Here is a 15400-nt window from a genome sequence, read left to right as displayed (position 1 = left end):
GAGCGGTTCGTGGCGGATCCGTTCCGGACTGGTGGCCGGTTGTACAGGACTGGGGATGTGGTGCGGTGGCGTGGGGACGGGACGCTGGAGTACGCGGGTCGTGGTGATGATCAGGTCAAGGTGCGTGGGTTCCGTATCGAACTGGGCGAGATCGAGAGCGTTCTGTCCGCCCATCCGTCCGTGGGGCAGTCGGTGGTGGTGGCGCGGGAGGACCGTCCGGGTGTGAAGCGCCTGGCCGCCTACCTCGTCGCTCAGCCACAGTCGGTCCCGGACGTGGACGCGCTGCGTGAGCATGTGGCGTCGGCTCTGCCCGAGTACATGGTGCCGGCGGCCTTCGTCGTCCTGGACGCGCTGCCCCTCAACGCGAATGGCAAGCTCGACCGCCGCGCTCTGCCCGCGCCCGACTTCGAGGCCGCGGGTTCCGCGTATACCGCGCCGCGTACCGAGTCCGAGCGGATTCTGTGCGGGGTGTGGGCGGAGGTGCTGGGGCTGGAGCGGGTCGGGATCGAGGACAACTTCTTCGACCTCGGCGGCGACTCGATCATCAGCCTCCAGGTCGTATCCCGCGCCCGCCGTGCCGGCCTCGCCCTCTCCTCCCGCGACGTCTTCCTCCACCCCACCATCTCCACCCTCGCCGCCGGGCTCACCGAGGCCGACCAGGCGAGTGACGACGCCGGGCCGGCCCAGCAAGGAATTGTCTCGGGCCCGGTAGCGCCAACTCCCGTGCGCGAGTGGCACTTCGACACGCACCCGGTGGCGCCGGAGCACTTCAACATGTCCACCGCGTTCCAACTGCCCGAGGACGTCGACCTCGACGCCCTGCGGATCGCCGTGGGTGCCCTGCTGTCCCAGCACGACGCGTTGCGCAGCACGTTCACCCGTACCCCCGAGGGAACCTGGACCGGGCGGATCACCTCGGCCCTGGACGTCGACTCGGTCTTCACCGTGCACGATCTGGCCGGAGATGCCGACGTCGATGTCGACGCGCAGTGGCGCGCGCTCGTCGTCCGTACGCAGTCGGGGCTCGACCTCGAACACGGTCCCCTGTTCCGTGTCGTGGTCGGCGCGCAGGACGGGAGCGGTGGCCCGGCCCGCCTGCTGATCACCGCACACCACCTGGTGATCGACGGCGTGTCCTGGCGCATCCTGTTGAGCGACCTCGCCACGGCCTATGACCAGGCCGCTTCGGTGGCCGCGACGGACCTCGGGCCCAAGTCGACCTCCGTACGCGCATGGGCCGACCGGTTCAACACGCATGTACGGGAAGGCGGGTTCGGCGGACAGCTGGAGTACTGGCGGTCGATCACGAGCGCGGCCGATACGCGGCTTCCCATGGACACACCGGACGGCGGAAACAAGGTCGCGGATCAGGCCGCAGTCATGGCGTACCTCGATGTGGACGACACTCATGCCCTGCTGCACCAGGTGCCGGGCCGGTTCAGGACGCAGATCAACGATGTGCTGCTGGCTGCCCTGGCGCGCACGCTGCGCACCTGGACCGGTCATGACCGTGTCGCGGTCAACCTGGAGGGACACGGCCGCGAGGAGTTGTTCGACGACATCGATCTGACGCGTACCGTCGGCTGGTTCACGTCCATCTACCCCGTTGCTCTTGAGCTGCCGGCGGCCGATGACTGGCCGGCCACCATGAGGTCGGTGAAGCGGCAGCTCAGGGCCGTTCCGGACCGAGGCGTCGGCTATGGCGCGCTGCGCTACCTCAGCGGTGAGCTGGCCGGCGACCCGGATCCCCGGATCAGCTTCAACTACCTGGGGCAGTTCGGCACGGGCAATGCGGGCAGTGCGGGGACCACGGGCAGCGCGGGTGGGAGTACGGGGGCAGGGGCGGCCGATCGCGGCCTGCTCAGCACCTCGCTGGCCACGGACGGCCAGGAACACGGCCCGCGGCAGGAACGCAACCATCTGATCGATGTCGTCGCCGTTGTGGACGAGGGAAGGTTCGTCGTCACCTGGTTCTACTCCACCGCGGTGCACCGGGAATCCACCGTGACCGCGTTGGCGGAGGACTTCATCGCCGGGCTGCGGAGCGTGAGCCGGGGCTGACGTACGTACGCGTCCGCCCCGCGCCACCCCCCACCGTGGCGCGCCTCCGCGCCCCCGCCCCGTCCCCGCCCCCCGTCCCCTCCGCCCCCCGTCCCCTCCGCCCTTCCTTCCTGCTTCCCCGCCGAACGCCGATCTTTGTGTCACAAGGAGATGCCGAGATGAGCACGCCACCGTCCCGTGAAAGCCGGATCAGCGCGCTGCCGGAGCACATGCGGGCGCTTCTTCGCGAGCGTATGGCGGGCCACACCGTGGTCACCGACGCCATCCCCTCCGTGGACCGCACGGCCGAGCTGCCGGCGTCGTTCGCGCAGCGGCGGCTGTGGTTCCTGGAGGAGTTCCGGCCGGGTGGAGTGGAGTACAACTCGGGACTCGCCCTGCGGGTGACAGGGGCGCTGGACCGAAAGGCCCTGGAGCGGGCCGTCGAGCAGCTCGTGGCACGTCATGAGAGCCTCCGCACCACCTTCGACGCGGTGGACGGCCGCGCGGTCCAGGTCGTACACCCCTCCATGGCCGTGCCTGTCGAACACCTCGACCTGTCCGCGTACGGCGACCCGGCGGCGCGAGACGGCGAGGCGGACCGGATCCTGCGGGAGCGGCTGCTCACGCCGTTCGACCTACGAGTCGGGCCGCTCTTCCGGGTCCTGTTGGTGCGCCTCGGCCACGACGATCACGCTCTGCTGCTGTCGATGCATCACATCATCAGTGACGGCCGCTCACTCGACATCATCACCGGGGAGCTGACCGCGTGCTACACCGCCGCGCTCCATGGGCAGGCCGCCGGCGAACTCCCCGCGCTGCCGGTGCAGTACGCCGACTTCGCGGCCTGGCAGCACGACCGGCTGACCGAGACGAAGCTACGGGACGGCCTGGACTACTGGAGGCGGCGGCTCGACGGCCTTCAGCCGCTGGAACTGCCGACGGACCGCCCCAGACCGCCGGTACGGAGCGGGGCGGGCGCGGTGCACGCGTTCGACATCCCGGGGGAGCTGGCGGAAGGGCTGGCCGGACTCGGCCGGGACCATGGCGCGAGCCTGTTCGTGACGCTCACGGCGGTCACTCAGCTGCTGCTCGCGCGCTACAGCGGCCAGGACGACATCGCACTTGGTACTGCGACGTCCGGTCGCGACCGTGCGGAACTGGAGAATCTGGTCGGCTTCTTCGTCAACACGCTGGTTCTGCGCACCCGTGTGGATCCGTCGGCGACGGTGGGTGACTTCCTGACGTCGGTGAAGGGGACGGTACTGGAGGCGTTCGACCACCAGGAGATCCCGTTCGACCGCGTGGTGGAGGCCCTCGCCCCGGAGCGCGATCCCAGCCGGATGCCGCTGGTCCAGGCCATGGTGGTACTCCAGAACTCCACCGATGCGGCACCGGAGTTCGCCGGACTCCGTACCGAGCCGATGAGTGTGTCCCGGGACGCGCTTCCGTTCGACTTCATGCTCGAATTCGACGAGCGCGATGGGGAGTTGAAGGGCGCGATCGAGTACAGCACGGATGTGTTCGATGCGGGGACGGTTGGGCGGATGGTGGGGCATTGGTTGGGTTTGGCGGGTGGGTTGGTGGTTGCTGGGTCGGGTGGGGTGTTGGGTGAGGTGTCGATGGTGGGGGTGGTTGAGCGGGAGTGGGTGGTGGGTGCGGGGCGTGGTGTGGTGGGTGTGGTGTCGGGTGGGTCGGTGGTGGATGGGTTTGCGGTTCGGGTGGGTGAGTCGCCGGGGTCGGTGGCTGTGGTGTGTGGTGATGTGTCGTTGACGTATGGGGAGTTGGATGCTCGGGCGGGGCGGCTGGCGCGGGTGCTGGTGGGGTGTGGTGTGGGTGTGGAGTCGCGGGTGGGGTTGCTGCTTGAGCGGTCGGTGGATGTGGTGGTGGCGATGCTGGCTGTGGTGAGGGCGGGGGGTGCGTATGTGCCGTTGCATGGGTCGTATCCGGAGGAGCGGGTGCGGGATGTGCTGGGGCGGAGTGGTGCGGTGGTGGTGGTGACGGATCGGTCGGTGGATCAGCTCGGTGGGGTGCCGGCGGTGGCGGTGGATGCGGAGCCGGTCGTGGATGTGGGGCTTGCGTCGGTGGTTCCTGCGGGTGCGCTGGCGTATGTGATGTTCACGTCGGGGTCTACGGGTGTGCCGAAGGGTGTGGGGGTGACGCACGGGGATGTGGTGGCTCTGGCTGCGGATTCCCGGTGGTCGTCGGGTGCGCATGGGCGGGTGTTGTTCCATTCGGCGCATTCGTTTGATGCGGCGACGTATGAGGTGTGGGTGCCGTTGTTGAACGGTGGGACGGTGGTGGTGGCGGAGGCTGAGTTGAGTGTGTCGGTGGTGCGGGGTGCGGTGGCGCGTGGGGTGTCGGGTTTGTTTTTGACGAAGGCGTTGTTCGATGTGCTGGCTGAGGAGGATCCCGGGTGCTTTGCGGGTCTGGGTGAGGTGTGGACGGGTGGTGAGGCGGCGTCGGGTGTCGCGATGGGCCGGGTGCTGGAGGCGTGTCCGGACACCGAGTTGGTGCATGTGTACGGTCCGACGGAGTCGACGGCCTTCGCGGTGTGCGGGCCCGTCAGCGGTATCGATACCGAGGGTACGGCGGTACCGATGGGCGGGCCGATGGACAACACGTCCGCGTATGTCCTGGACGACGGGTTGCGGCCGGTCGCTGTCGGTGTGCCGGGGGAGTTGTATCTCGGCGGTGCGGGACTGGCGCGTGGGTATGACGGTCGTGCGGGTCTGACGGCTGAGCGGTTTGTGGCGGACCCCTTCGGCTCGGGTGGGCGGTTGTACCGGACAGGTGATGTGGTGCGGTGGCGGCCGGATGGCCGGCTGGACTTCCTGGGCCGGGGCGACGGCCAGGTCAAGATCCGTGGTTTCCGTATCGAGCTGGGTGAGATCGAGTCCGTACTGTCGCGTCACGCGTCGGTGGGGCGGGTGTCGGTGATTGTCCGGGAGGACCGTCCGGGGGCGAAGCGCCTGGTCGCGTACGTTGTGCCGTCGTCGGGTGAGCTGGACGTCACCGGCCTACGGGAGCATGCCGCCGCGCTGCTGCCCGAGTACATGGTGCCGGCGGCTTTCGTCGTCCTGGACGCGCTACCCCTGACCACGAACGGAAAGGTTGACCGCCGAGCCCTGCCCGCGCCTGACCTGGACACCTCCGAGGAGTACGTCGCCCCGCGCACCGAGACCGAGCGCGCTGTCGCCGCCGTGTGGGCCGACGTCCTCGGTGTCGAGCGGAGCGGCGTCCACGACAACTTCTTCTCTCTCGGCGGGGACTCCATCTCCAGCCTCCAGGTGGTCTCCCGCATACGGGACGCCTGTGGGGTCGCGCTGTCGCCGCGTGCCCTGTTCGACCGCCCCACCGTGGCCGGCCTGGCGTCCGCCGTCGACGAAGAGCGCTCCTCATCCGAGAGCGCTCCCGGAGGTACGGTCGTCCCCGGTACGGTCGTCCCCGTCCCCCGGGACGGTGAGCTGCCGCTCTCCTACGCCCAGGAACGCCTGTGGTTCCTCGACGAGTTCGCCGGCGGCAGCGTCGAGTACAACGTCGTGGACGCGCTCCGGCTCACCGGCGCCCTCGACATCGACGCGCTGCGCTCGGCGGTCTCGGCCCTGGTGGCACGGCACGAGGCACTGCGTACCACATTTGATTCCGTCGAGGGACGCGGTGTGCAGCGCGTGCGTGATGCGGTGGAGGTGATGGCGGACCTCCCGATCCGTGCCACCGAGGTGAGCGACTCGGCCGAGCTGAACGACGTACTGCGTGCGGAGGCCGTGAGACCCTTCGATCTGCGCACCGGACCGCTGATACGGGTTCTGCTGCTTCGGATGCGGACATCCGGCTCCCCCTCCCGGCCGGCGGACCAGACAGGCCGGAGCGAGCACCCCACTCACATCCTCGTACTGTCGATGCATCACATCGTCACCGATGGCTGGTCGATGGGCGTCATCACGCGCGAGCTGAGCGCCCTTTACGCCGCGGCGATACGAGGCGGGGACCCTGCCCTCCCCGAACTTCCCGTGCAGTACCCCGACTTCGCCGCTTGGCAGCGGGCCGCTCCGCTGTCCGGACAACTCCCGTACTGGCGTGAGCAACTGGCCCGACTCGAAACGCTCGACCTGCCTACCGACCGGCCGCGCCCCGCTGTTCGTACCACGGTTGGCGCGCTGCATTCCTTTGAAGTCCCTGACGCGCTGGCCCGCCGCCTGCGGGAGGCGGGCAGTGGACCGGAACGCGGCCCCGGACACGGACCCGGACACGGACCCGGGCATGGGCACGGGGAAGGGAAGAGGCAGGCGCAGGGGACCAGTCTGTTCATGACGCTGACGGCCGTCACCCAGCTTCTCCTGTCACGGTGGACCGGGCAGCGGGACATCGCGCTGGGTACGGCGGTCACCGGACGGGAACGGGCCGAACTGGAGAACCTGGTCGGCTTCTTCGTCAACACCCTCGTACTGCGTACGCGCGTCGACGAGTCGCGTTCCTTCACCGATCTGCTCGCCGGGGCGCGCGAGACGGTCCTCCAGGCCTTTACGCATCAGGATGTACCGTTCAGCCTTCTGGTGGACGATCTCGCCCCCGATCGCGATACCAGTCGCACTCCGCTGGTCCAGGCGATGGTGAGCCTCCAGAACACGCCCGACGAGCCGTTGGACCTGCTCGGACTTCAGGTGGTTCCGGTCCAGGTGCCTCGCGAGACCGCGCAGTTCGACATCACCTTCGGGTTCCAGGACCACGACGGGCGCATGGCGGCGGGCATCGAGTACAGCACCGACCTGTTCGACGCCGCGTCCATCGAGCGGCTCGCCCGGCACTGGCTGAACCTGGCGGAGGCGGTGCTCGCGGCTCCGGCCGCGCCGCTGCACCGTATCGCCACACTCCCCGCCACGGAGCGCGAAGCCCTGACGTACGGGCACAACCGTACGGCGGTTGATGTGCCGCCGCTCTCCGCCCCGGCCCTGTTCGGGAAGTGGGTGGCGACGACACCCGACGCCCCCGCCATACTGCGCGCGGACGGCTCTGCGCTCTCCTACCGTGAACTGGACGCGCGGGCCGCCCGGTTGGCCGGCCACCTGCGTGGCGCCGGGATCGGTCCGGAGTCCCGCGTCGCCCTCGTACTGCCCCGCTCCGTCGACCAGGTGGTCGCCGTGCTGGGAGTGCTCAGGGCGGGGGCGGTGTTCGTACCGGTGGACCCGTCCTATCCGGCGGAGAGGATCGCGTACGTCCTCGCGGACTGCGGCGCCGAGCTTCTGATTACCCGTCAGGCACGGGCTGCCCAACTGCCCCTCCCCGCAGGGCTTCCCGTCCTCGCCGTCGATGCGCCCGAGACTGTCCGCGCCCTGTCGGCCGGTGCGGAACCCGGCGACTCGGGTACGCGCGAGACCTCCGCGTCCGCCGCTGACGTGGCAGCCGTCGAGGTGCCGCTCTCCGCCGGGGCGTACGCGATCTATACCTCCGGCTCCACCGGGCGTCCGAAGGGCGTGTTGGTCACCCACTCCGGGCTGGCGAGTCTGGCCGCGACCCAGGCGGAGAGGCTGGGAGTCGGGCCAGGAGCGCGGGTCCTCCAGTTCGCCTCGCCGGGGTTCGACGCCTCCTGGTGGGAACTGTCCATGGCGCTGTTCACCGGCGCGACGCTCGTCGTGGACGAGAGGGCCACCAGACCGGAGGCCGAAGCGGACACCAGACCGGACACCAGACCGGAGGCCGGACCGGACACCAGACCGGGTGCCGGACCGGGTGCCGGACCGGACGGACACACCGGCGACTGGGGCGCCAGGCTCGGGCCCCTTGTCGCCACGGCGGGCATCACCCACGCCACGCTGCCGCCCGCCCTTGTCGCCGCACTGGACACGGCCGATCTGCCGCCTGTGCTGGTGGTCGCGGGGGAGGCCTGCCCTGCGGAGACGGTCGACCGTTGCGCCCCGGGCCGGACGATGATCAACGCGTACGGGCCGACCGAGACCACTGTCTGCGCCACGATGAGCGACGAACTGCGCGCGGGCGCCGCCGGGACGCCGCCCATCGGCGCCCCCATCGCCAACACCAGGTCCTACGTGCTGGACGCCTGGCTGCGCCCGGTCCCCGCCGGGGTGGCCGGTGAGCTGTACGTTGCCGGGCGCGCCCTCGCCCGGGGCTATCTCAACCGCCCCGGGCTGACGGCGGGGAGTTTCGTCGCCGACCCGTTCGGCTCCGGCGAGCGCCTCTACCGCACCGGAGATGTGGTGCGCCGTCGTGCGGACGGCGGACTGGAATACGTCGGGCGTCGCGACGACCAGCTGAAGGTGCGGGGCTTCCGGGTCGAACCCCGGGAGATCGAGAGCGTGTTGGCCCTGCACGAGTCGGTCGGACAGGTGACGGTCGATGTCCCGTCCGGCGGTTCACGGCTCGTCGCCTACGTGGTGCCCGCGCCCGGGGCGGGGGCCGCGCCCGGAGCGGGGCAGGCGGTTTCCGTTGGTGTGGTGGACCCGGCCGCGCTCCGCGAGCACGCCGCCGCCGTGCTGCCCGACTACATGGTGCCTTCGGTATTCGTCGCGCTCGACCGTATCCCGCTGAACGCCAACGGGAAGGTCGACCGTGCCGCGCTGCCGGCCCCGGACCCGGCCGCCGGCGGGAGTGCCGGGTACGTCGCGCCCCGCGCGGGCGTGGAGGAGGTGCTCGCCGGAATCTGGGCCGAGGTGCTGGGCGCAGAACGCGTCGGCGCGTACGACAACTTCTTCGATCTGGGCGGCGATTCGATCCTGAGCATCCAGCTCGTCGCGAAGGCGCGGCGGGCGGGAGTGGAGATCTCCTCACGCGATGTGTTCGCCCGGCAGACCGTCGCCGCCCTCGCCGCCGTGGCCTCGGCGGGCCGCCCCGCGGGCCCCGAAGTGCTCGCGGAGCAGGGCGAGTCTCAGGGCACGGTGGGAACCACTCCGATCCGCGAATGGTTCTTCGCCGGCCATCCGGTGGATCCGGGGCACTTCGCCATGTCGATGGCCTTCGAGCTGACGACGGGGACCGACACGGCGGCCCTGCGTTCCGCCGTACGCGCGGTCCTCGCCCAGCACGACGCGCTGCGCACCACCTTCACACGTACGGCCGCCGCACCCGATCCCGAAGCCTTCAGCGGCCGGATTCTCCCTGTCAGCGGCATCGACATCGACGAGGTGTTCGCGGAGTACGACCTGTCCGGCGCGCCCGAACCGGACGCCGCGTGGCAGGAGTTGGCAGCAGGCGTCGCGGCCCGGATACGGCTCGACGAGGGGCCGTTGCTGCGCGTGGCACTGGGCAGGCTCGGCGCCGGGCGTCCCGCGCGGGTGCAGTTCACCGCGCACCACCTTGTGGTCGACGGCGTCTCCTGGCGCGTCCTGCTGGCCGACATCGAGACGGCGTACCGGCAGGCGCTCGCCGGCCGCCGGATCGATCTCGGCCGGAAAACCACCTCCGTACGGCAGTGGGCGGACCGGCTCGCGGCGCATGTCGCGTCCGGTGGCTTCGACGCGCAGGCCGGCTACTGGGAATCGGTGCTGGACGGTGCCGTCACCGACCTGCCGGTGGACACACCAGGCGGCGCGGGCGCGGGCGGGGGCGCGGGCGCGGGGACGGTCGCCGACGAGGCCGTGACCATGTGCGCGCTGAGTGCCGAGCAGACCGACGCACTGCTCCACCGCGTGCCCGCCGCGTACCGCACCCGTACGGACGAGGTGCTGCTCGCCGCCCTCGCACGCACACTGCGCGGCTGGACCGGGCGCGATCGCGTCGCCATCGACCTGGAGGGCCACGGCCGCGAGGAACTCTTCGACGACATCGATCTGACCCGGACCGTCGGGTGGTTCACCTCTCTCTATCCGGTGGCTCTCGCCCTGCCGCCCGATGCGGACTGGAGAGCGAGCATCACCGCCGTCAAGGAGCAGCTCCGTGCCGTACCCGACCGCGGAATCGGCTACGGGGCACTGCGCACCCTTGGCGGCACACCAGCTGTTCCCGGCACCAGTACGGAGACCGACACCGGCACGGGCACGGGCGTGGGCACCGGCACCGGCGCGACCTCCGTGGACGCGCTGCGCGCGCTGCCCGGCCCCAGGATCTCCTTCAACTACCACGGCCAGTTCGATGTGGTGGGACGTGGCGGGGACAGGGACAGGGACAGGGACGGGGACGGGGACGGGGACGGGGACGGCGGCCGGGAAGGCGACAACGGCCTGTACCGCGCCGAACTCCTCGACGCGGGCGGCGACCGCAGTGGTCGCGAGGGCCGCAGTCACCTCCTGGACGTCGTCGGCGGAATCCAGGACGGACGTCTGACCTTCGCCTGGACGTACTCGCCGGGGCTGCACCGCGAGGAGACGGTACGGCGCCTCGCCGACGCCTTCGCCGCCGAACTGGCCGGGTTCGTCGCGCACTGCGCGGAGCCCGGCGCCGGCGGATGCACCCCTGCCGACTTCCCGCTCGTCGCCCTCACCCAGGACGAGGTGGACCGGCTCGCCGGGGACGGCCGGGACGTGGAGGATGTCTATCCGCTGACACCGCTTCAGGCCGGAATGCTGTTCCACACCCTCGCCGAACCGGACGAAGCCGCGTACCTGGAGCAGTTCGCCTGCGTGCTCGACGGTGTGACGGACCCGGACGCACTGGCGCGCGCCTGGCAGCGGGTCGTGGACCGGTCGGACGCGCTGCGGGTCTCGGTGGCCTGGCAGGAGGTGGAGCGTCCCGTGCAGGTGGTGCGCCGCCATGTCCGGCTGCCCGTACGGGTGGTGGACTGGACCGACTGCCCGGAGACGGAACGCGCGGCCAGGGTGGCCGGCGTACTCGCCGAGGAGCGGGAGCGCGGCCTGGACCTGGCGACGGCCCCGCTGACGAGGGTCCTGCTGGCACGTCTTCCCGGCGACAGGACGCAGGTGGTCTGGACGTTCCACCACCTGCTGCTCGACGGCTGGAGCAGTGCCGCGTTGCTCTCCGACGTGATCGCCGAGTACGCGTCACTCACCAGCACACCGGACTCGGCCGCCCCGGTGGCACCGCGCGGCCCGTTCCGCGACTATCTGGCGTGGCTGGCCGACCGTGACCACGCCGAAGGGCGGGCGTACTGGCGCGGACGGCTGACCGGTTTCACCGAGCCGGTCGCGCTCCCGTACGACCGCCCCGCCGCGTGGGCACACCGCGGCCGGTCCACCGCGCGGGTGGAGGTGCCTCTCTCCCCGGCGGCGGCGAGCCGTGCCGCCGGCTTCGCCCGACGTCATCGGATCACCCTCAACGCCCTTGTGCAGGGCGCCTGGTCGCTGCTCCTCGCGCACCACGGCGGCGCGCGGGACGTGGTGTTCGGGGCCACGGTCTCCGGGCGTCCGGCCGAACTGCCGGGAGCCGAGGAGATCCTCGGGCTGTTCATCAACACCCTGCCGGTACGTGTGGACGTCGACCCGGACCGTCCGCTCGTGGCGTGGCTGCGCGAGATCCAGGAGCGGGCCTCCGAGGCCAGACAGCACGAGTACGTGGCGCTGCGCGATGTCGAGACCGAACTCCCGGCGGGCGTACGGCTTTTCGAGAGCCTGGTGGTGTTCGAGAACTATCCGGTGGACGATGAGGCGGCGGCCAGGCACGGCATCGCACTGCGCGACGTGGACGCCATCGAGGCCACGAACTACCCACTCACCCTGATAGCGGGAGCGGGAGCGGGAGCGGGAGCGGGAGCCGGTGCGGGCGCGGGAGCCGGTGCGGGAGCTGGCGCTGACGCGGGAGCCGGCGCTGACGCGGGCGCGGGCGCCGGGGAGAACGACGGGCTGAGCATGACGCTGGCGTACGACCCGGGGCTGTTCGACGCCCCTACCGCCGACCGGCTGGCCGCCCATCTCGCCCGGATGGTGGAGGAGTTGTCCGTCGGGGCGGAGGCGGACCCGGCCACGCGCCCGGCACAGCACCCAGCCAGAAACCCGGGCACGGACCGCGTGCTGGGCGACATAGCGCCCCTGTCGGCGTACGAGTCGCGACGCGCGGCCCACTGGGGCACGGGTGTGGCGGCGGCGCGGCCCGAGCCGCTGGGGGAGTGGTTCGCCCGGCGCGCGACGGACCACCCCGACGCCCCCGCCGTGGCGTGCGGCGGCGAGGAGCTGTCGTACCGGGAACTGGACCGGCGGGCGAACCGGCTGGCACGGCTGCTGCGCGCTCGCGGCGTACGCGGTGAGGCACCGGTCGCGGTGCTGCTGCCGAAGTCGGTGGAGTGGGTCGTCGCGGTGCTCGCGGTGGTACGTGCCGGCGGCGTCTACGTGCCGGTGGACCCGGCGTGGCCGACGGACCGGCTGCGGTACGTACTCGAAGACTGCGGCGCCGGCGTGCTCCTGACGGATCGTCAGTATGGTGCCCGGCTGCCGTCGGGTGTCGGCGCGGCGGTGCTCGTGGCCGTGGACGATCCGGCGGTGGCCGAGGAACTGGTCCGCCACTCCGTCCTGCCCCCTCGGATCGCGGTGCCTGTGACGGCCGCGGCGTACGTGATCTACACCTCCGGTTCGACAGGGCGGCCGAAGGGCGTCGTCGTGCCGCACACCGGACTCACCTCGCTGGCCGCCTCGCTGGCCGACGGCTGCGCGGCCGATGGATCCACCCGGGTCCTCCAGCTCGCCTCGCCGGGGTTCGACGCCTCCGTACTGGAATTGCTGCTTGCCTTCGGCGGCGGGGGCACACTCGTACTGCCCTCGGTCGACGGGCCGCTCGCCGGGGAGGAACTGGCCGGCGTGCTGGAGGAGGGCCGGGTGACCCATGCCCTGGTGCCGCCGACCGTCCTTGGCAGCATCCCGCGAGGGCGCGCGCCCGAGCTGCGGACGCTGCTCGCGGGCGGCGAGGCGTGCGGCCCCGACCTGGTGGAACGCTGGGCCGGTGGCGGCAGGACGATGGTGAACGCCTACGGCCCGACCGAGACCACGGTCGTCGCGACGATGAGCACCGCGCTCGCGCCGGGCGGTACGCCGCCGATCGGCGGGCCGGTGTCGGGGGCCGCGGTGTCCGTACTCGACGGGCGGCTGCGGCCGGTGCCGGTGGGCGTGCCCGGAGAGATGTATGTGGCGGGCGCCGTGGTGGCCCGGGGATACCTGGGGCGGCCGGGACTGACGGCGTCCCGTTTCGTGGCCGACCCCTCCGGCGGCGGCAGGCTGTACCGTACGGGCGACCTGGCGCGCTGGCGGGCCGATGGCCAGCTGGAGTACGTGGGACGCGCGGACGACCAGGTGAAGGTGCGCGGACTGCGGATCGAGCTGGGAGAGATCGAAGCGGTGCTCGCCCGGCACGCATGGGTCGCGCGGGCGGCGGTGACGGTGCGCGAGGACAGGCCGGGCGTCAAACGGATCGTCGCGTACGTGGTGCCCGAATCGGCAAGCGCGTACGGGGCCCCCGATCAGCGAACGGAACCGGCACCGGAGCCTCTCCCGACGGCCGCGCCGGAGCCCCGGCCGGCAGCCGCGCCGGAGCCCCGCGCGACAGCCGCGCCGGAGCCCCGCGTGGCAGCCTTGCCGAGGACCCTGCCGACAGCCGCGCCGGAGACCTCGACGAACGCCCTGTCGGCAGAGGCGCTGCGCGCCTTCGCGGGCGCCTCCCTGCCCGAGTACATGCTGCCCACCGCCTTCGTCACCCTCCCCGAACTGCCGGTCAACGCCAGCGGCAAGATCGACCGTGCCGCGCTGCCGGCGCCCGACCCCGCCGCGGACCGCGCCCCGCACACCCCGCCCCGTACGCAGACCGAGCGCGCCCTGTGCCGGATCTGGTCGGATGTCCTCGGAATCGACCACGTCGGCGTCCACGACAGCTTCTTCGAACTGGGCGGCGACTCCATCCTGAGCATCCAGGTGGTGTCCAGGGCCCGCCGGGCCGGCCTTGAGCTGTACTCCCGGGATGTGTTCGTGGGGCAGACGGTCGCCGGTCTGGCGGCGGAGATGGACGCCGCCCGTGGCTCCGCCACCCCCGCCCCGGCGGGCGAGGAGTCCGAGGCGGGGGCGTTGCCGCCCACACCCGTCGCGGAGTGGTTCTTCGCGACACACACCACGGCCCCGGCACACTTCGACATGACGATGTCGTTCGAACTGGCGCCCGACGCCCAGGAATCGGCTCTGCGCCGGGCAGTGGCGGCGCTGCTCACCCGGCACGGAATGCTGCGGGCGGTCTTCGCGCCGACCGGCGCGGGCGGCTGGTCAGGACGCATCCTGGAACCGGAACTCGTCGGCGAGAAAGCGGTGTTCACCGTCCACACGCTGACCGGCGCGGCCGACCCAGAGGCGCGGTGGGACGCCCTGGTCCGTGACGTACAGGCGGGGTTCCGGCTGGAGACCGGGCCGCTCTTCCGCGTGCTGTTCGGGACGCGCGGCCCCGGCCGCCCGCCCTGGCTCACGGTCGTCGCACACCACCTCGTGGTCGACGGCGTCTCCTGGCGCATCCTGCTGGACGACCTGGAAGCGGCCTACGCGCAGGCCCTGGCCGGGGAGCCCGTCGTACCGCGGCCGAGGACCTCGTCCGTACGGCAGTGGGCGGAACGCCTCGCCCGGCGGGTCGCCGACGGCGGGTTCGACGCGCAGCTCGACCACTGGCGCGCCGTCACCGACCCCGCCGCCGTTCCGCTCCCCGTGGACCGGCCCGGCGCGGCCAACACCGGCGCGGAGCTGGACGGCGTCGCGGCGACGCTGAGCGCCGGGCAGACACACGCCCTGCTCAACCTCGCCCCCGGCCGCTACCGCACACAGATCAACGACGTGCTCCTCGCGGCGCTCGCCCGCGTGCTCGCCTCCTGGACCGGCCGGGACCGTACCGTCGTCAACCTGGAGAGCCACGGACGCGAGGATCTGTTCGACGACATCGATCTCTCCGGCACCGTCGGCTGGTTCACCGCGATCCATCCCGTGGCGCTGGAGGCGACCGTGGACGCAGGCTGGGACGAGACGATCAGGTCGGTCAGGCGGCAGCTGCGGGCGGTCCCGGACCACGGTGTCGGCTACGGCGCGCTCCGCGCGTTCAGCGCCCCCGGCGCCCCCGGCCGTACACTCGCCGCCGGGGCCGCGCGGGAGCCGCGGATCAGCTTCAACTACCTCGGCCGGTTCGATGTCGCGGGCGGTCGCGGGGGCGCCGACGACGGGCTGATCCGTTCCGAACTGCACCTGTCCGGACGGGACTTCAGCCTGGACGAGGAGCGCCCGCATCTGATCGACGTCGGCGCGGTGGTGCAGGACGGCCGGCTGACGGTCACCTGGTCGTACTCGTCGGCGATGTACGCGCGCGAGACCATGGACGGGCTGGCGACCGCCTACGCGCGGGCGCTCGGGGAGATCGCGGAGAGTGTGGAGCGGAGCGGGGAGCGCTGACGCACTGACGGACGGGGACGCCAGGGCAGGCGTTCAGGCGTTAACGGCACGCCTGAGCG

At 71.7% G+C, this 15400-nt stretch carries 2 protein-coding genes; both read left to right on the top strand.

Annotation, left to right across the window (positions count from 1 at the left end; translation table 11 throughout):
• On the top strand, positions 1 to 2061 hold a 2061-nt coding region (locus ACZ7LS_RS29040; protein ID WP_385134052.1), incomplete at its 5' end, for a condensation domain-containing protein.
• A 158-nt stretch (positions 2062 to 2219) separates the two neighbouring features.
• A complete protein-coding gene (locus ACZ7LS_RS29035) occupies positions 2220 to 15341 on the top strand; it encodes an amino acid adenylation domain-containing protein (protein ID WP_385134049.1) in 13122 nt (4373 codons plus the stop codon).
• The last annotated feature ends 59 nt before the right edge of the window (positions 15342 to 15400 follow it).

This window comes from Streptomyces sp. NPDC039430 (assembly GCF_055639435.1).
The sequence above is the reverse complement of the archived record's forward strand: the minus strand, read 5'-3'. Positions and strand labels throughout refer to the sequence as shown.

Coding starts and splice junctions, on each gene's coding strand:
- ACZ7LS_RS29035 (WP_385134049.1), top strand. CDS start 2,220: ATGAGCACGCCACCGTCCCGTGAAAGCCGGATCAGCGCGCTGCCGGAG.